The organism is Yinghuangia aomiensis, assembly GCF_039542225.1.
In the GTDB taxonomy this organism is placed as follows: Bacteria; Actinomycetota; Actinomycetes; order Streptomycetales; family Streptomycetaceae; genus Yinghuangia; species Yinghuangia aomiensis.
On record NZ_BAABHS010000014.1, the window covers coordinates 91,115 to 107,922 of the forward strand.

A 16,808-nucleotide genomic window follows, 5' to 3' on the forward strand; every position below is an offset into this window, starting at 1 on the left:
CCCCCTGATCACCCGGACAGAACCGGGAACGAGCTTACGGTCCGGAGCGTGAGCCCTACGATCCCTTACCCCGATCCGATTACCGCGATCCGGCACCTCGCGCCACCGATCATCCTGGTGCTCACCTTCGCCTCCGACGCTCTAACGTTGGGGGGATGACCATGTCGACCGAGACCGCCGCCGAGACCGCCGGATCACCCGGGGGCCCGCGGACGCTCGCCGAGGACTTGCGCCGCCGCAGCGACGACGAACTCGGCGCGCTGCTCCGCGCCCGCCCGGACCTGGTCACGCCCGTCCCGGTCGACTTCACCCAGCTCGCCACCCGCGCCACCACCCGCGCGTCGGTGTCCCGCGCGCTGGAGCGTCTGGACCGGTTCGCCCTGCAGGTCGTCGATGCCGCCGTGGTGCTCCCCGACGGCTTCCGGTTCGCCGACCTCGCCGCGCTGGTCGGCCCCGAAGTGCCGCAGCTGCCCGGCGCCGTCGCCGAGCTCCGGACCCGGGCGCTGCTTTGGGGCCCCGAGGACGCCCTGCGCGTGGTCCGCACCGTGCGCGACCTGGCCGGTGCCGCCCCCGCCGGGCTCGGCCCCGCCCTCGCCTCCGCCCTGTCCGCGACCGGCCCCGCCCGGCTCCAGGAGCTGCTGTCCGCGCTCGGCCTGCCGCCCACCCCGGACGCGGTGACCGCGATCGCCGAGATCGGCGCCCTGTTCGCCGACGCCGACGCCGTCCGCGCCCTCCTCGCCGAGGCCCCGCAGGCCGCCGAAGTGCTGGAGAAGCTGGTCTGGGGCCCGCCCACCGGCAGCGTCCGCGGCGCCGACCGGCCGGTGCGGGCCGACGAGGCGAGCAGCCCCGTCGAGTGGCTGCTGGCGCGGGCGCTGCTGGTGCCCGCCGGGCCGCAGACGGTGGTGCTGCCGCGCGAGGTCGCGCTGACGCTGCGCGGCGGCCGGGTGCACCGGCAGCTCGAGCCGGAGCCGCCCGGGCCGGCGGTGACCCCGCGCGATCCGGAGCTGGTCGACGCGGCGGCGGCCGGGGCGGCCTTCATCGCGGTGCGGCGGATCGAGGACCTGCTGGAGGCGTGGAGCGCGGGCGGGCCGCCGGTGCTGCGCGCCGGAGGCCTCGGCATGCGCGACCTCAAGCGTGCCGCGGTGACGCTCGACGTCCCCGAACCGGAGGCCGCGCTGTGGCTGGAACTCGCCTACGCGGCGGGGTTGGCGGCGGGCGACGGCGAAGCCGACGAGCGGTGGCTGCCCACTCCGGCATATGACACCTGGCGGGCCCGCCCGACCGCGGAACGCTGGTCGGTGCTGGCCGGGGTGTGGCTGGAGACGACCCGTGTACCGGGCTTGGTCGGCACGCGCGACGACAAGGACCGCCCGGTGAACGCGCTGGGCCCCGGCGTGGACCGCACCGCCGCACCCGATGTGCGGCACGCGCTGCTCGGCCGCCTCGCCGGTCTCGCCCCCGGCAGCACGGTGCCCGCCGCCGACCTGCTCGCCGATCTGGCCTGGCACCGCCCGGTGCGGACCGCGCGGCTGCGGTCCGAGCTGGCCGACCGCACGCTCGTCGAGGCGGAGCTGCTGGGCGTGACCGGGCGCGGCGCGCTGAGCGCCGCGGGCCGGGCGCTGCTCGGCGGGGACCTGCCGCGGGCCGCGGTGCTGCTGGAGCCGCTGCTGCCGACGCCGCTCGACCACGTGCTGCTGCAGGCCGACCTCACCGCGGTCGCGCCGGGCCCGCTGGTGGTGGAGCTGGCGCAGGAGCTGCACATGGCCGCGGACGTCGAGTCCACGGGCGGCGCGACGGTGTACCGGTTCAGCGAGCCGTCCATCCGCCGCGCGCTGGACTCCGGCCGGACGGCCGCCGACCTGCACCGGCTGTTCGCCACGCACTCCCGCACGCCGGTGCCGCAGCCGCTGACCTACCTGGTCGACGACGTGGCCCGGCGGCACGGCCGGCTGCGCGTCGGCGCGGCGTCGGCCTACCTGCGGTGCGACGACGAGGCACTGCTCGGCGAGCTGCTGGCGGACCGCCGCGCGCACGGGCTGCGGATGCGGCGGCTCGCGCCGACCGTGGTGGCCGCCGAGGCGGCACCGGACGCGGTCCTGTCGATGCTGCGGCAGCTCGGGTACGCACCGATGGCCGAGTCGGCGACCGGCGACGTCGTGGTGACCCGCCCGGACGCGCTGCGGACCCCGCCGCGGTCGCTGCCGCCGCGCGTCGCCGGGGAGCCGCCCGCGCCGGGCGGGACGCTGGTCGCCGCCGCGGTGACCGCGATCCGCGCCGGGGACCGCACCACCGCGGGCCGCGGCCGGGGCGCGGGCGACGCCGAGGCGCCCGCCGAGCTGCCGCGCACCTCGGCGGCGGAGACGCTGCTGGCGTTGCAGTCCGCGCAGGCGGAGCGGCGTCCGGTGTGGATCGGCTACGTCACCCGCGAAGGCCGGGCCACGCAGCGCATCATCGTGCCGCTGGGTCTGGAGGGCGGTTTCGTGACGGCGCAGGAGCAGGCCGTCGGCGAACTCCACACCTATCCGCTGCACCGGATCACGGGCGTCGCGCCGGTGGAACCGGGCGACGACGAAGCCTGAGCGCGGCCGGGGGAAATCCCGGCCGTCGCCTCACATCTCCCGGCGCCCGATCCGCCACACCGACAGCGCGAGCAGCGTGCCGGTGAGCATCACCGCGACCGCGGCCGGACCGGCGTAGCTGCCCGGTTCGTGGCCGTCGAGCAGGCCGACCTCGACGGAGCTGAGCTTGTCCGGGGACCAGCCGCGCAGCGGCTTCCACAGACGCGGCAGCGGCGACAGGATCAGCGCGATGAGCGCCGTGCCGAACAGCGCGACGGGCCTGCGCAGGAACGCGGCGGCGCCGGCCACCAGGCTGAGCGCCATGAGCAGGTAGATGGTCGAGAAGAAGATCCCGTACAGCATGAGGTCGGTCCGGACGGGGCCGAACAGCCAGCGGATCTCCGCCCACACGATGACGGACGCGACGAGGTTCGCCAGGCACACCGCGGCCGCGCACACCGTCCAGCGGGGCAGGACGAGTTGCCGGGGCCTGCAGGTGCGGGTGCGGTAGAACGCGGCGAGGCCCGGCCGGTGGTCGACGGCGAGGGCGGCCGCGCACATGCCGAGCGCGACGAGCAGGCCGATCTGGCCGGACACGCCGACGTAGGAGGTCATGGCCGCGTCGGCGGTGAGGTCGGTCGGCACGTCGACGCCGTCCGCGCCGAGCGCGGACAGGATCGAGTTGATGTGCCGGACGATGATCGGCCCCGCGCTGCCCAGCACCGGGTAGGCGATGAACAGGAGGAGCCAGCGCTTGGTGCGGACGACGCGCAGGACTTCGAGGCGCCACAGTCCGAGCGGGCGGCGACGGCGGACCGCGGCGGCCGCGGCGGCGGTGCGCGCGTACCGGGTGCCGGGCACGGCCGGGGCGTCGGCGCGCACGTCGGCGGCGGCCGTGTCGGAACGGCTGGTCATCGGGCCGCCCCGGTGATGGACAGGAACGCGCTCTCCAGGTCCGATTCCTCCGGTCCGACGGAGATGACGCGGGCGCCGCTGCGGTCGAGCACGCCGAGGATGTGCCGTTCGCCGTCCTCGACGGTGCGCGCGTGCACCCGGACCAGGCCGGGGCGGACCGACGAGACGCGGACCACCCAGTCTTCGGCGGCGAAGGTGCGGCACAGTGCGGCGCCGTCGTCGCGCAGCCGGATGAGCCAGGTGGGGCGCACGTGTTCGGCGACGAGTTCGGCGACCGGGCCCTGGTAGAGCAGGCGGCCGGCGCGCAGCACGCCGACGTGGTCGCAGACCCGCTGCACGTCGGCCAGGATGTGGCTGGAGAACACCACGGTGGTGCGGCCGCGCATCCCGGCGACCAGGTCGAGGACTTCCGCGCGGCCGCGCGGGTCGAGCGCCGAGGTGGGTTCGTCGAGGATCATCAGGTCGGGTTCGCCGACCAGCGCGGCGGCCAGGCCGAGGCGCTGGGTCATGCCGCGCGAGAACGAGCCGACCCTGCGGTCGGCGGCCTCGACGAGGCCGGCCCGGTGCAGCGCGTTCTTGACGTTCTCCGGGCGCAGGTCGGGGTTGACCAGGCGGCCCGCCAGCTCGACGGCTTCCTCGGCGCCGAGCCAGGGTTCGAACTCGGGCACGTCGGTGCACACCGCGACGCGGTGCGCCGGGACGCCGAAGACGACCTCGCCGGAGTCGGCGCGGCGCAGGCCGTTGATGAGCGACAGCAGGGTGGTCTTGCCGGCGCCGTTGGGCCCGACCAGTCCGTACACGCAGCCGCGCGGCACGACGAGCCCGACGTCGAACACGCCGGTGCCGCGGCCGTAGTCGCGGGTCAGCCCGTGCGTACTCAACGCGGGACCTGGGTCGGAGGCCGCAAGGGGGTCGGAGGGTACCGGCCGCGGCAGGAAATGCGCCATTGAATATCCAGAGTAAAAGCGGCTGCCTCGGCCGTGGTTCCTCCCTAGGGATGGCTCTCCCGCTCATCCCTGCGCAGTACGGTGCAAGACGGCTGCTACCCGTGGGGAATATCGCCGGTCCGGATCGGTTTTCGGCCGGTTTCCCGCGCCGGTTCCCGTCGGGTGCACGGCCCCGCTCGGCGCCGCCCGCGGGGCCGGCGGTCCGCGGGCGGAACACCCGGGCCCCCGGAGTGGTTCACACTTGTTGTCCGCCGTTCGCCGTAAGGAAGGTCCGCGTGGCTCAGCCGACATCCGGCCCCCTGATCGCCCACACGATCAAGCGGGATACGCACATTATTTGTTCGTCGGCCGGTCCGGAGTGGCTTCGCCCGTACGCACTCTTTCGCGGTGACGAGACTCCTGCCCAGCTTCGGCGGGACGCACGACCGCCCCGCCCATGGCGCACGGAGCCACGACACGGACGGGGCGGTTTCACTGCCGATTACTCGGTCACCCTTCGGGCGGGTCCGCCGCATCGTGCTTGCGGACCTTGTACGGCGCGCGGATGAGCGTGGATTGAAAAAGCCGACCCGGCGGGCACGGCTTCGGTTCGGGGCGGTAGAACACCCCGCATCCGAAGCACCACACCGACCCCGTGAACTCCGGGTCAGGGCAGCCTTCACCCCCGCAGGTCGGACACATTGCCACCGCACGCCTCCCGGCTCACGCGCTCAGGCTGAACTCTCCCGCCGCCGCAGCGGCGACGAAGGTCGCCCACGGCTCCGGTGTCGTCTCCACGACGGTACCCGGGTTCTCGCTCTCGCGGATGGCGACGACGCCGGGCACGTTCAGGGCGACCTCGATGCAGTTGCCGACCTTCTGATCGTGGCAGGCGGACGCGCTGACGAACTCGAACTTCGGTTCGTTAACCATTAGTTGACGTCCTCTCTGGCGGTGCGTTGCCCGTTGGCCGGTTGGCCTTCGGGGGTTTCGGCCAGTCCGGTGTCGGCGGGGAGCGGGTGACTCGGCACGACACCGGACAGGGGTTCATTGGGACCAGCGGAGCGCCACGCGGGCGGCGAGTCCGACCAGGAATGCCGCGACGTACACGACCGCCAATCGGCGCTTTACTGGCATCTGCCCTTCTCGGCGGGCACGGGCGGGGCGGGCAGTCCGCGCCGTTCTCTGTCGGCTTCGAAGCGACGAAAGGCGTCTTCCACTCGGGCAAGCGCTTCGGCGCGGGTGACTTGCCGCTCCCGGGCTTCGCTGTACTCGGCCATTACGCCCCCGGTGCCGGAATCTTGCGGACCTTCGCCGACTCGATCAGGTAGGGGAAGCCGTCGCCGTCGGGGCGGACTTGAAGAATCCAGTCCGGCCCACCGGCAGGCTTCGCGACCATGACGACCGGCCGGTCGGGCGGTGGGCGAAATCGGGGTGGACGGCGACCCAGTCATCGGCGGCGAAGGGCGCCCCGGCGTCGCTCTGCGGTTTCCTGTTCGACTCGTTGCCGAACTTCCGGAGCACCGTGGTTCGGGCGCGGACCTGACCGGGCTGGAGCACGACGACGTCACCGTTGCTGTCCCATGCGAACGCGGGCTTTCTCATACGGCGACCGCCCGGGGCGCGCGCCGGTATCGGACGGGCTTCAAGGCAGGGAGCACATCCGGCACGGCGGGCACCGCCGCCCCCGACCATGCCCGGCGCTGCCTGGCCTTGATCCGGTCGACGTCGACGGCCCGGACGTGCTTTGCGCTGACGAGCCACCACGCCCCGTCCCGGCGAACCGGGACGGGGCGTGGTGTGTGGGTGCTACCCCTTCAGCCTGCCGCCGCTACGGCGGATCAAGCCTTCGTCGCCGTAGTAGACGCCCAAGCGCGAGTCATCCAACTTGCGGACGCCCTTCTTCCCGGGCCCGACTTCGACGAACGCACCACAGTTCAAAAGGAGTTCGCGCTTTCCGGCGACGTCGGCCGCCTTGAACATCTGGCCGTGCGTCTGGCCGGTCGGGACGGTTTCGACACCAGCGGGCTTCGCATGACGCTGCTTCTCTTTGAGCGATGCTGCGCGTTCCTCCAGGCTTGCGTACTGCTCTGCGTACCGCTCCGCGCCGTCGTCGCCCTTGAACAAGCCGCGTTCGTACCGGTCCTTCTGAAGGTCCTTCAAGGCTTCCTCGGCTTGCCGGATCTGCGGGCGGAAGTCTTCTCCGGCGTGCTCCACGAGTCGAACGACGGGGATCTTGGCGAACGTCTTCAGGAAGTCCGCCGTGATGTACTCCTCCAACGCTTCCGCCGCAATGGTCACGCCGTAGCAGCCGTTGCCTTCGCCGCTCTGGGCCTTCTTCAGACGGCCGATGCACCGGTACCGGATCTTCCCGCCGGAGACGAAGGTGTACATCCGGAAGCCGCACAGCGAGCAGTGCAGGATGCCCCGGAGCAACGACGTACCCTCACGGCGCCGCTCACCGGGATTGGCGCGGCGCTCAAGCTCGTCTTGCAGCGCCTGCCACGTGTCCATGTCCAGGATCGGCGGACGGGTCACCAGCGGAAGGCCGTCCGTCCGCAGAATCGGCTTTCCATCCTCGATCACCTGCCCCAGGAGTTGCGGATTGGTGAGCAGGCTCCGGAGCGTCGTCGTGTACCACTTCTTGGATTCGCTGCGCTTTCCCGTCGTCTGGCGCGACGAGTGACCCGGCGAAGGAATACCTGCCGCCGTCAGATCGGTTGCGATCTTCATGAGCGAGTCTTTGTCCAGCACCCTCTTCACGATCTCGTGAACGGTGTCGGATTCTGTCTTGTCGACTTCCAGCACCTTCCCCGCCCCGCCGGGGTTGTCGGCAACGCGGTAGCCGTACGGGACTCGCCCGCCCGTCCACCGACCCTCACGGCGCAGGTGCTCATGCGCGTTCGACACGCGCATGCCGATCGTGTCCGACTCAAGCTCGGCGAAGACCGCGATGACCTTCGCCATGGCGCGGCCCATGGACGACGTCAGGTCGAGCGGTTCGCTCGCCGACGCAAGACCGACGTTCGCGGTCTCGGCGATCTTCATGATCTCGGCGAAGTCCACCGTGGACCGCGCGAGACGGTCGATCTTGAAGAACACGATGACGTCGAAGTCGGCGAGACGGGAAAGGATGCGTTGCAGTCCCGGGCGCTCCAGGCCCCGCGAGAAGCCCGAGACGTCGATGTCCTCTTCAACCGCCACGACAGTCCATCCCCGCACCTCACACAGGGACTCACAGGCCGCTCGCTGACGCTCCGGCGAAGTAGACTCTTCGGTTTCCCGGGACAGGCGAACATAGATAGCTGCGCGCATGCCCCGCGCGCTGGCCGGAACCCCCTTGCGGGTCCGCATCCGGGGCATGGCCCCCACCGGTACAGGTGCCTCAGTCGTCACAGTGACGATCCTAACTAGGAGTTATGTGTGTCCTGCTTGATCGTCCAGTCCGACAAGACCCTCCTCCTGGAGATCGACCACGAGGCCGCCGCCGAGTGCCGCAGGGCCATCGCGCCGTTCGCCGAGTTGGAGCGCGCGCCCGAGCACGTGCACACCTACCGGCTGACGCCGCTCGGCCTGTGGAACGCGCGCGCGGCCGGCCACGACGCCGAGCAGGTCGTCGACGTGCTGCTGCGCTACTCGCGCTACCCGGTGCCGCACGCGCTGCTGGTCGACGTCGCCGACACGATGGGGCGGTACGGCCGCCTCACCCTCGCCAAGCACCCCGCGCACGGCCTGGTGTTGACCACGACCGACCGCGCGGTCCTCGAAGAGGTGCTGCGCAGCAAGAAGATCGCGCCGCTGGTCGGCAACCGGGTGGACCCGGACACCGTGGCGGTGCACCCGTCCGAGCGCGGCCAGATCAAGCAGGTGCTGCTCAAGCTGGGCTGGCCCGCGGAAGACCTGGCCGGGTACGTGGACGGCGAGGCGCACGCGATCGACCTGGCCGAGGACGGCTGGCATCTGCGCCCGTACCAGCAGGAGGCCGTGGAGGGCTTCTGGCACGGCGGCTCGGGTGTCGTGGTGCTGCCGTGCGGCGCGGGCAAGACGCTGGTGGGCGCGGCGGCCATGGCGACCGCGAAGGCGACCACGCTGATCCTGGTGACCAACACGGTCTCGGCGCGGCAGTGGAAGGCCGAGCTGGTCAAGCGGACGTCGCTGACCGAGGACGAGATCGGCGAGTACAGCGGCACCCGCAAGGAGATCCGCCCGGTCACGATCGCGACGTACCAGGTGGTGACGACGCGCCGGAAGGGCGTCTACCCGCACCTGGAACTGTTCGATTCGCGGGACTGGGGCCTCATCGTCTACGACGAGGTGCACCTGCTGCCCGCGCCGATCTTCCGGTTCACCGCCGATCTCCAGGCCCGGCGGCGGCTCGGCCTGACCGCGACGCTGGTGCGCGAGGACGGCCGCGAAGGCGACGTGTTCTCGCTGATCGGCCCGAAGCGGTACGACGCGCCGTGGAAGGAGATCGAGAACCAGGGCTACATCGCGCCCGCGGACTGCGTCGAGGTGCGCGTCACGCTGACCGACGCGGAACGGCTGGCGTACGCGACGGCCGAGCCGGAGGAGCGCTACCGCTTCTGCGCGACCACCGCGACCAAGACGCGGGTCACCCGCGAGCTGGTGGAGAGCCATGCGGGCGAGCAGACGCTGGTCATCGGCCAGTACATCGACCAGCTCGACGAACTCGGCGAGACGCTGAACGCCCCGGTCATCAAGGGCGAGACCCGCAACACCGAGCGGGAGCGGCTGTTCGAGGCGTTCCGGCAAGGCGAGATCTCGGTGCTGGTGGTCAGCAAGGTCGCCAACTTCTCGATCGACCTGCCGGAGGCGGCGGTCGCGATCCAGGTGTCCGGCTCGTTCGGGTCGCGCCAGGAGGAGGCCCAGCGCCTCGGCCGGGTGCTGCGCCCGAAGGCGGACGGCCGCGCGGCGCGCTTCTACTCGGTGGTGGCGCGGGACACGATCGACCAGGAGTTCGCCGCGCACCGGCAGCGGTTCCTGGCCGAGCAGGGCTACGCGTACCGCATCGTCGACGCCGACGACCTGCGCGGCGGCGAGCTTCCGGACGAGGTCTCCTGAGGGACGGACGGGACGGCGGGGACGGCGGTCAATCGACGCCGTCCTTGCCGAGGATCGCGACTTTCAGCCCGGTGACGGCGAATATCGCCGCGCCGCGCACGGTGAGCGCGGCGATCCGGCCGGTCCGGGCGAGGACGCTTTCGTGGGCCCGCCCGGACGCCGCGGCGTCCGGGCCGAGCGGGGCGGACAGAGCGTGGGAGTGGAATACGGTCACCATGTCCACAACGTTAGGTTTCCCCGCATAAGGGGCGCGTCGGCACCGAGTCGCCAATCGCGGTAGGCCGCGGGGATGACACCCCCGACCCGGCCTCGGGGTCGGCCCCGGGGCCCGCACGCGCATCGGAAGCCGCGCCGGAATCGGTTTGCCCGCCCCGGAGCGCCCGCCTAAGCTGGCCTGCTTCCGCTGCCGCGTAACCGCACTGCCCGCGAGGGTTGGGCGCCGGCGCCACGCCGCCCGGTCGGAATCGGTCGGCGACCCCGCTGCCGCTACCGCATCCGGAGCCCGCATGCCCGCGTTCGAAACGGACCCCGCCCCCTACGCCGCCGACGGCCTCGCCCCCGACGCCCGGTCGGCCGACCTGCCCGACACCGAGGCGGACCCCGAAGCCGCGCTGGCCGCGGAACAAGCCCACCTGGCCGCGTCCCGCACGGCCCTGCGCCGCATGCGCGAGGAGACCGAGGCACTCGACCTCCGCGACGTCGGCGGCAACGACGTCTCCAACAAACTCGTGCACAGCCTGATCCAGGCCCGCATCGCGGCCCTCGCCGACCACGCGCACGCACCGCTGTTCTTCGGCCGCGTCGACGGCCGCTTCGCGGACGCCCCCGACGTGTCCACCGGCACCGCGCCCGTCGAGGTCGCCGCCGACCCGACGCGGCCCGTCGAACGCTTCTGGATCGGCCGCCGCCATGTGCACGACCACCTCGGCGACCCGATGGTCGTCGACTGGCGCGCCCCGGTGTCGCGGTCGTTCTACCGCGCCACCCGCATCGAACCGCTCGGCGTGGAACTGCGCCGCCGCTTCGGCTGGACCGGCGGCGACCTGACCGCGTTCGAAGACGAGCACCTCACCGACCGCGACGAGACCGACCGCGCGAGCGCGATCCTGGCCGCGGAAATCGAGCGCCCGCGCGTCGGCCCGATGCGCGACATCGTCGCGACCATCCAGCCCGAACAGGACGAGATCGTCCGCGCCGACCTCGGCGACACCGTCTGCGTCCAAGGCGCGCCCGGCACCGGGAAGACCGCGGTAGGCCTGCACCGCGTGGCGTGGCTGCTGTACGCGCACCGCGAGCGGCTCCAGCGCAGCGGCACCCTGGTCGTCGGCCCGAACCGGTCGTTCCTCGACTACATCCAGCAGGTGCTGCCCGCGCTCGGCGAGGTCGAGGTCGGGCAGACCACCGTCGAGGACCTCGTCGGCCGCGTCGCGCGCGTACCGGTCAAGGCCCCCGACGACCCGGACCGGGGACGGCTCAAGGGCGACGCGCGGATGGCCGAGGTGCTGCGCCGCGCGGTGTGGTCCGGCGTCGCGATGCCGGCCGAGTCGCTGCTGGTGGTGCGGGGTTCGCGGCGGTGGCGGCTGCCCGCGTACGAGATCGAGGAGGTCGTGACCGCGCTGCGCGGCCGCGACGTCCGCTACGGCGCCGCCCGCGACATGCTGCACCAGCGCCTCGCGCACGCGGTGCTGGTGCAGATGGAACGCGCCGGCGAGTCCCCGGACGACCGGGTGCAGGATGCGGTCGCACGGTCCAAGCCGGTGCGCGACGTGGTCAACGCGGTGTGGCCGGCCGTCGATCCGGCGAAGCTGCTGCTGCGGCTGTTCTCCGACCCGGAGTTCCTGGCCGCGAACGCGGACGGCATCCTCACCGCCGAGGAACAGGCGCTGCTGCTGTGGGAGAAGCCGGCCCGCGGGGTCGGCTCGGCGAAGTGGACGCCCGCGGACGCGGTGCTCATCGACGAGGCGGCCGACCTGGTCGCGCGGACGCCGAGCGTCGGCCACGTCGTCGTCGACGAAGCCCAGGACCTGTCGGCGATGCAGTGCCGCGCGATCGGCCGCCGCTGCACCACGGGTTCGGCGACCGTGCTCGGCGACATCGCGCAGGGCACCACCCCGTGGGCGGCCGCCGACTGGGCCGAGACGCTCCGGCACCTCGGCCACGAGGGCGCCCGCGTCGAGGAGTTGACCCAGGGTTTCCGGGTACCGCGCGAGATCCTCGACTTCGCGAGCCGCCTGCTCCCGCACATCGCCCCCGGCCTGGCCCCCGCGTCGTCGGTCCGCGAGGCACCCGGGTCGCTCACCCTGCGCCCGGCCGACGCGGCGGACTTGGACACCGCGGCGGCGGCCGACGCCCGGGCCCTGCTCGGTCTGGAAGGCTCGGTCGGCCTGATCGCCGCCGACGCCCGCATTCCGGCGCTGGCCAAGGCGCTCGCCGAAACCGGCACCGGGTTCCGCGAGTTGGGCGCCGGCACCGCGACCGAGTCACGGCTCAACCTGGTCCCGGCGAGCCTGGCCAAGGGCCTTGAGTTCGACCACATCGCGGTCGTCGAACCGGCGGAGATCGTCGAAGCCGAACCGCAGGGCCTGCGACGGCTGTACGTCGTGTTGACCCGCGCCGTCTCCGGACTGGTGGTCACGCACAGCCGCGCACTCCCCGACGAACTCACCGCCTGAACCGGCGGACGGACGTCACGGCCGCCTTCCCGGAACGATCATCGGATTCGCCGACCGGGTCCCGGGGGATGCTCCGCTCGGGGCGCCGCACCGCATGGCGTCCCGGGAAATGCCGGGGGCGGCTGGCATGCTGAACCCGTGGAACGCATCCAGGAGACCGCCGCCATGACGCTGCAGGAACGCTGGGCCAGGCTCGTCGGGGACTCCGGCGGGACGGCCGCCGCCGTCGGCGAGGATCTGATCGGCCGGTACTCGCAGCCGCACCGGCGCTACCACGCGACGGGGCACCTGCTCGCGGTACTCGAGCTCGTCGACGAACTCGCCCAGGACGCCGACGACCCGGACGCGGTCCGGTTCGCCGCGTGGTTCCACGACGCGGTCTACGACCCGGCCCGCGCCGACAACGAGGAACGCAGCGCCCGCCTCGCGGAACGCGCGCTCACCGAGGCGGGCATCGCCCCGCCGCTGGTCGCGGAGACCGCCCGGCTGGTGCGGGTCACCGCCGAGCACGCCCCGTCGGAAGGCGACCGCAACGCGGCGGTGCTGTGCGACGCGGACCTCGCGATCCTGGCGACGCCGCGCGAGACCTACGACGCCTATGCGGCGGCGGTCCGGGACGAGTACGCGTTCGTCCCGGAGGAGGCCTTCCGCAACGCGCGCGCCGCGGTGCTGCGTGATCTGCTGGCGCTGCCGCGGCTGTTCCACACGCCGATGGGCTACGCCCGCTACGAGGAGCCGGCGCGGCGGAACCTGCGGACGGAGCTGGAGCGGCTGGAAGGCGGGATTCCGCGGCAGCAGGGCTGAGCGCTACTCCGGCGCCGCCTCCGCGTTGCGCCGCTTCCTCCGCCGCAGCCCGGCCGCGTTGAGCCGCGCCACGAGTTCCTTGCCGCCGACCGGTTGCGCGCCCAGCGCGATCGCCCGGTCGTACATTTCCGCCGGGACGTCGTAGTGGTCCCGGTCGAACCCGCGCTCGGGCGCGCCCAAGGCGCGCGCGAACGTGTGCAGTTCGTCGTAGGAGACGTCGCTGACCAGGTGCGACCACATGCGGCCGTGACCGGGCCACGTGGGGGGATCGATGAGTACCGTCACGGGTCGATCATCCCCCGCGGCGCGGCCGACGGGCCCGGGGGACGCGGCGGACGACGGTCCCGCCACGCGATCGGCCCTGCCCGCCATGCGATCCGGGCGGCCGTGCCGCGTGCCCCCGCCCCGGCACCGCCCGCGGCCGCGGACAATGGGGGCGTGGACGCAGACCCCATCGAAGACCCCGTCGAAACCGCCCTGCACGAAGCCCGCGCGGTGGTGCTGCGCGACCTGACCGCGTGCGGCGCCACCGACCCCGCCATCGTGTCCCTCGTCGAGGACGCCGTGGCGGGGCGCCGCTGGTGGTGCCGCGAGTGGCCGGACGGCGCGAAGTTCGCGCCCGGGCTCGTCGCGCAGGACGTCCAGGAAGCCCTCGACGAAACGGGCATCCGCTGGCCCGCCTGCCCGCACCACGCGGACACGGAGGACGCCCACCAGCTCTACCTGGAACCCGAACTGGGCGAAGACCCGACGTGGATGTGCGAGAAGGCGGCGGCCCCGGTCGCCCCGCTGGGATGGCTGTCGGCGGCCGAGTAGGGCGGAGTGCCGACGGGGCAACGCAGGGGCGAGGCGTGGGACAGCGGCACGACGCGGGGTGCGCGAGGCGATCACGCGGGGAGACGCGCGCGGGCGGGCAGGGCTTGATCAAGGGTCGGGGCGCCTCCTGCCGCTTCGACCGCACCCCGCCCCCGCGTCCGCGTCCAGGGCGTGTCTGGTGGATATTCGCGCCCCTCACTGGGTGCCCGCGGGTAGGTCACGGGTTCCGTTTCGGGTTTTGAACCCGGCGGTTGCTTAGCAGGCAACTGTCACCAAGACGGAAGGAACTCGTCGTTCCCGCAGGCACGTTCACGATGCTAGGAGCCGGTCGGGAACTGCCGCCAGGCATTTTCCGCGCGGCGCGGCCGGGGAACTCCGCCGGAAACGCCGGAGGGCGGCACCCCCAAGGGGATGCCGCCCTCCGAAGAGACCTCGGCGTCGAATACCCGCCGTCCGGTCCGCGGGCCCGGTCACCGGGCCCTCGGATCAGAAGTCCATGCCGCCCATGTCGGGGGCGCCGCCGGCCGGGGCGCCGCCCTTCTCCGGCTTGTCCGCGATGACGGCCTCGGTGGTGAGGAACAGCGCGGCGATGGAGGCCGCGTTCTGCAGCGCGGAGCGCGTCACCTTGGCCGGGTCGATGATGCCGGTCGCGACCAGGTCGACGTACTCGCCGGTCGCGGCGTTCAGGCCGTGGCCCGAGGGAAGGTTGCGCACCTTCTCCACGACGACGCCGCCCTCGAGGCCGGCGTTGACCGCGATCTGCTTCAGCGGGGCCTCGACGGCGAGCTTGACGATCGCGGCACCGGTGGCCTCGTCGCCGTCCAGCTCGAGCTTGCCGAACGCACCCTCGGACGCCTGGAGCAGGGCCACGCCACCACCGGCGACGATGCCCTCCTCGACGGCGGCCTTGGCGTTGCGCACCGCGTCCTCGATGCGGTGCTTGCGCTCCTTGAGCTCCACCTCGGTGGCCGCGCCGGCCTTGATGACGGCCACGCCGCCGGCCAGCTTGGCGAGGCGCTCCTGGAGCTTCTCGCGGTCGTAGTCCGAGTCGGACTGCTCGATCTCCGCGCGGATCTGGTTCACGCGGCCCGCGACCTGGTCCGAGTCGCCGGCGCCGTCGACGATCGTCGTCTCGTCCTTGGTGACGACGACCTTGCGGGCGCGGCCGAGCAGGTCGATGCCCGCGTTCTCCAGCTTGAGGCCGACCTCTTCGCTGACGACCTGGCCACCGGTGAGGATGGCGATGTCGCCCAGCATGGCCTTGCGGCGGTCGCCGAAGCCCGGGGCCTTGACGGCGACGGACTTGAAGGTGCCGCGGATCTTGTTGACGACGAGCGTGGCCAGGGCCTCGCCCTCGACGTCCTCGGCGATGATCGCGAGCGGCTTGCCGCTCTGCATGACCTTCTCCAGCAGCGGGAGGAGGTCCTTCACCGAGGCGATCTTGCTGTTGACGATCAGGATGTACGGGTCGTCGAGGACGGCCTCCATACGCTCCGGGTCGGTGGAGAAGTAGGGCGAGATGTAGCCCTTGTCGAAGCGCATGCCCTCGGTGAGCTCGAGCTCGAGCCCGAAGGTGTTGCTCTCCTCGACGGTGATGACGCCTTCCTTGCCGACCTTGTCCATCGCCTCGGCGATCATCTCGCCGATCTGCGGGTCGGCGGCGGAGATGGAGGCCGTGGAAGCGATCTGCTCCTTGGTCTCGACGTCCTTCGCAAGGTTGAGCAGCTGCTCGGAGACGGCCTCGACGGCCTTCTCGATGCCGCGCTTGAGGGCCATCGGGTTGGCGCCGGCGGCGACGTTGCGGAGACCCTCACGCACGAGCGCCTGGGCCAGGACGGTCGCGGTCGTCGTGCCGTCACCGGCGACGTCGTCCGTCTTCTTCGCGACCTCCTTGACCAGCTCGGCGCCGATCTTCTCGTACGGGTCTTCCAGCTCGATTTCCTTGGCGATGCTCACACCATCGTTGGTGATGGTGGGCGCGCCCCACTTCTTCTCGAGCACGACGTTGCGGCCCTTGGGGCCGAGCGTGACCTTGACGGCGTCGGCGAGCTGGTTCATCCCGCGCTCAAGGCCGCGACGCGCCTCTTCGTCGAACGCGATGATCTTGGCCATGTGGTGAGGTCCTCCCAGAACGGGGTGGATGCTGAAGGACCGGCCGACGCCCGCGACGGACGACCCGACTCCGCGGGGATCCTTCCCCCACGGCCTCCGGACCTCGTCTGCCCGGTCCTTTTGTCACTCTCACATCCAGAGTGCTAACGCCAATGATTAGCACTCGGGTAGGTCGAGTGCAAGCGGACCCGGCCGTATCAGGGCCCGCGCGGCGCTGCCGCCCCTGCCGTCCCGCCCGCTCCTGCGCACCCCGGGCACGCCGAAGGCCCGGACCCCCCTGCACGGGGGACCGGGCCTTCGGCACGTCTGAAGAAGAAAAGCAGTATTCAGAAGAGCTGTGAACGGGCTCAGCCGGTCACGCGGACCATGTCCGCCTGCGGGCCCTTCTGCCCCTGCGAGATCTCGAACTCGACCCGCTGTCCTTCCTCAAGCGTCCGGTACCCGTCCATCTGGATCGCGCTGTAGTGGACGAAGACGTCCGCACCACCGTCGACCGCGATGAAGCCGTACCCCTTCTCCGCGTTGAACCACTTGACGGTGCCCTGAGCCATTCCTAACTCCCCTGTTACTGGCCCTTTCACGGAAACTGCGCGCCGCAGCTCCGGGTCGTTCGCTTACTTCTTGACCGACTGAGTGAAGTCAGCACAGGGCAAGCAGGTTCGCGAGTTGTTGCCACACACCAGGAACCAGTACGTGGAACCGTCCGACCGCGGCTGAATGTATCCGGATGCGTGCCCGACGCAACAGGTCAAACGGACGAGAAATCCGGGAGGAATAAAAGCCTCGGAGCGTGACGTACACCACGAAAAGCCGCATTTCACTCCGCAATAAATGCGACAACAAGGACATTTCGGGTGTGATCCCGGCCACGGGATTCTGTGGCGGTTGCCGCGACATCTCCGGAAAATGCGGTAGTACCGGAG

13 protein-coding genes are annotated in these 16,808 nt (G+C 71.9%); 5 read left to right on the forward strand and 8 right to left on the reverse strand.

The window, feature by feature from the left end; all coding sequences use genetic code 11:
• Positions 1-161: 161 nt before the first annotated feature.
• Positions 162-2,579, forward strand: a complete 2,418-nt coding sequence (locus tag ABEA93_RS20400) for a helicase-associated domain-containing protein (RefSeq protein ID WP_425585026.1) — start codon at positions 162-164, stop codon at positions 2,577-2,579.
• A gap of 30 nt (positions 2,580-2,609) precedes the next feature.
• Here the strand turns inward: ABEA93_RS20400 and ABEA93_RS20405 are convergent, their stop codons facing one another.
• The 4 genes from ABEA93_RS20405 to ABEA93_RS20420 all read right to left on the reverse strand — a co-directional run bounded on the left by ABEA93_RS20405 (position 2,610) and on the right by ABEA93_RS20420 (position 7,762).
• A complete protein-coding gene (locus ABEA93_RS20405; protein WP_345677070.1) occupies positions 2,610-3,473 on the reverse strand; it encodes a hypothetical protein in 864 nt (287 codons plus the stop codon).
• On the reverse strand, positions 3,470-4,354 hold the full coding sequence (locus tag ABEA93_RS20410; protein ID WP_345677071.1) for an ABC transporter ATP-binding protein: 885 nt from the start codon (positions 4,352-4,354) through the stop codon (positions 3,470-3,472). The genes ABEA93_RS20405 and ABEA93_RS20410 overlap by 4 nt, the downstream gene beginning before the upstream one ends.
• 768 nt (positions 4,355-5,122) lie before the next feature.
• Positions 5,123-5,332, reverse strand: coding sequence for a DUF397 domain-containing protein (locus tag ABEA93_RS20415; protein WP_345677072.1), 210 nt, complete (start codon positions 5,330-5,332; stop codon positions 5,123-5,125).
• Positions 5,333-6,208: 876 nt separating this feature from the next.
• Positions 6,209-7,762: a recombinase family protein gene (locus ABEA93_RS20420; RefSeq protein WP_345677208.1), complete on the reverse strand. Its 1,554-nt coding sequence runs from the start codon at positions 7,760-7,762 to the stop codon at positions 6,209-6,211.
• Between the two features lie 60 nt (positions 7,763-7,822).
• Between ABEA93_RS20420 and ABEA93_RS20425 the strand changes: the two genes are divergently transcribed.
• Positions 7,823-9,481 (forward strand): DNA repair helicase XPB, encoded by a 1,659-nt coding sequence (locus ABEA93_RS20425; protein ID WP_345677073.1) that lies wholly within the window; start codon positions 7,823-7,825, stop codon positions 9,479-9,481.
• 28 nt (positions 9,482-9,509) lie between these two features.
• Here ABEA93_RS20425 and ABEA93_RS20430 read toward each other — a convergent pair whose 3' ends face one another.
• Positions 9,510-9,698, reverse strand: a complete 189-nt coding sequence (locus tag ABEA93_RS20430) for a hypothetical protein (protein ID WP_345677074.1) — start codon at positions 9,696-9,698, stop codon at positions 9,510-9,512.
• A gap of 289 nt (positions 9,699-9,987) precedes the next feature.
• On the opposite strand from ABEA93_RS20430, the gene ABEA93_RS20435 reads away from it, so the two are divergent.
• Together ABEA93_RS20435 and ABEA93_RS20440 are read left to right on the forward strand one after the other, a co-directional pair.
• Entirely contained in the window at positions 9,988-12,153 is a 2,166-nt protein-coding gene (locus ABEA93_RS20435; protein ID WP_345677075.1) for a HelD family protein, read from the forward strand.
• A gap of 165 nt (positions 12,154-12,318) precedes the next feature.
• Positions 12,319-12,957 carry an HD domain-containing protein gene (locus ABEA93_RS20440; protein WP_425585027.1) on the forward strand — a complete coding sequence of 213 codons (639 nt, stop codon included), beginning with the start codon at positions 12,319-12,321 and terminating at the stop codon, positions 12,955-12,957.
• A 3-nt stretch (positions 12,958-12,960) separates the two neighbouring features.
• Here ABEA93_RS20440 and ABEA93_RS20445 read toward each other — a convergent pair whose 3' ends face one another.
• Positions 12,961-13,242: a DUF4031 domain-containing protein gene (locus ABEA93_RS20445; protein ID WP_345677077.1), complete on the reverse strand. Its 282-nt coding sequence runs from the start codon at positions 13,240-13,242 to the stop codon at positions 12,961-12,963.
• A 153-nt stretch (positions 13,243-13,395) separates the two neighbouring features.
• On the opposite strand from ABEA93_RS20445, the gene ABEA93_RS20450 reads away from it, so the two are divergent.
• Positions 13,396-13,773: a hypothetical protein gene (locus ABEA93_RS20450; RefSeq protein ID WP_345677078.1), complete on the forward strand. Its 378-nt coding sequence runs from the start codon at positions 13,396-13,398 to the stop codon at positions 13,771-13,773.
• A 486-nt stretch (positions 13,774-14,259) separates the two neighbouring features.
• Here the strand turns inward: ABEA93_RS20450 and groL are convergent, their stop codons facing one another.
• Complete coding sequence (gene groL, locus ABEA93_RS20455; RefSeq protein WP_345677079.1) at positions 14,260-15,885, reverse strand: chaperonin GroEL; 1,626 nt, start codon at positions 15,883-15,885, stop codon at positions 14,260-14,262.
• A gap of 347 nt (positions 15,886-16,232) precedes the next feature.
• Entirely contained in the window at positions 16,233-16,436 is a 204-nt protein-coding gene (locus ABEA93_RS20460; RefSeq protein WP_018386095.1) for a cold-shock protein, read from the reverse strand.
• Between the last annotated feature and the right edge of the window lie 372 nt (positions 16,437-16,808).

Excerpts from the sequence above, each read along its gene's own strand:
- ABEA93_RS20440 (WP_425585027.1), top strand. The coding sequence starts at position 12,319 with ATGACGCTGCAGGAACGCTGGGCCAGGCTCGTCGGGGACTCCGGCGGG.
- ABEA93_RS20460 (WP_018386095.1), bottom strand. The coding sequence starts at position 16,436 with ATGGCTCAGGGCACCGTCAAGTGGTTCAACGCGGAGAAGGGGTACGGC.
- ABEA93_RS20400 (WP_425585026.1), top strand. The coding sequence starts at position 162 with ATGTCGACCGAGACCGCCGCCGAGACCGCCGGATCACCCGGGGGCCCG.
- ABEA93_RS20435 (WP_345677075.1), top strand. The coding sequence starts at position 9,988 with ATGCCCGCGTTCGAAACGGACCCCGCCCCCTACGCCGCCGACGGCCTC.
- ABEA93_RS20405 (WP_345677070.1), bottom strand. The coding sequence starts at position 3,473 with ATGACCAGCCGTTCCGACACGGCCGCCGCCGACGTGCGCGCCGACGCC.
- groL (WP_345677079.1), bottom strand. The coding sequence starts at position 15,885 with ATGGCCAAGATCATCGCGTTCGACGAAGAGGCGCGTCGCGGCCTTGAG.
- ABEA93_RS20415 (WP_345677072.1), bottom strand. The coding sequence starts at position 5,332 with ATGGTTAACGAACCGAAGTTCGAGTTCGTCAGCGCGTCCGCCTGCCAC.
- ABEA93_RS20420 (WP_345677208.1), bottom strand. The coding sequence starts at position 7,762 with ATGCCCCGGATGCGGACCCGCAAGGGGGTTCCGGCCAGCGCGCGGGGC.
- ABEA93_RS20430 (WP_345677074.1), bottom strand. The coding sequence starts at position 9,698 with ATGGTGACCGTATTCCACTCCCACGCTCTGTCCGCCCCGCTCGGCCCG.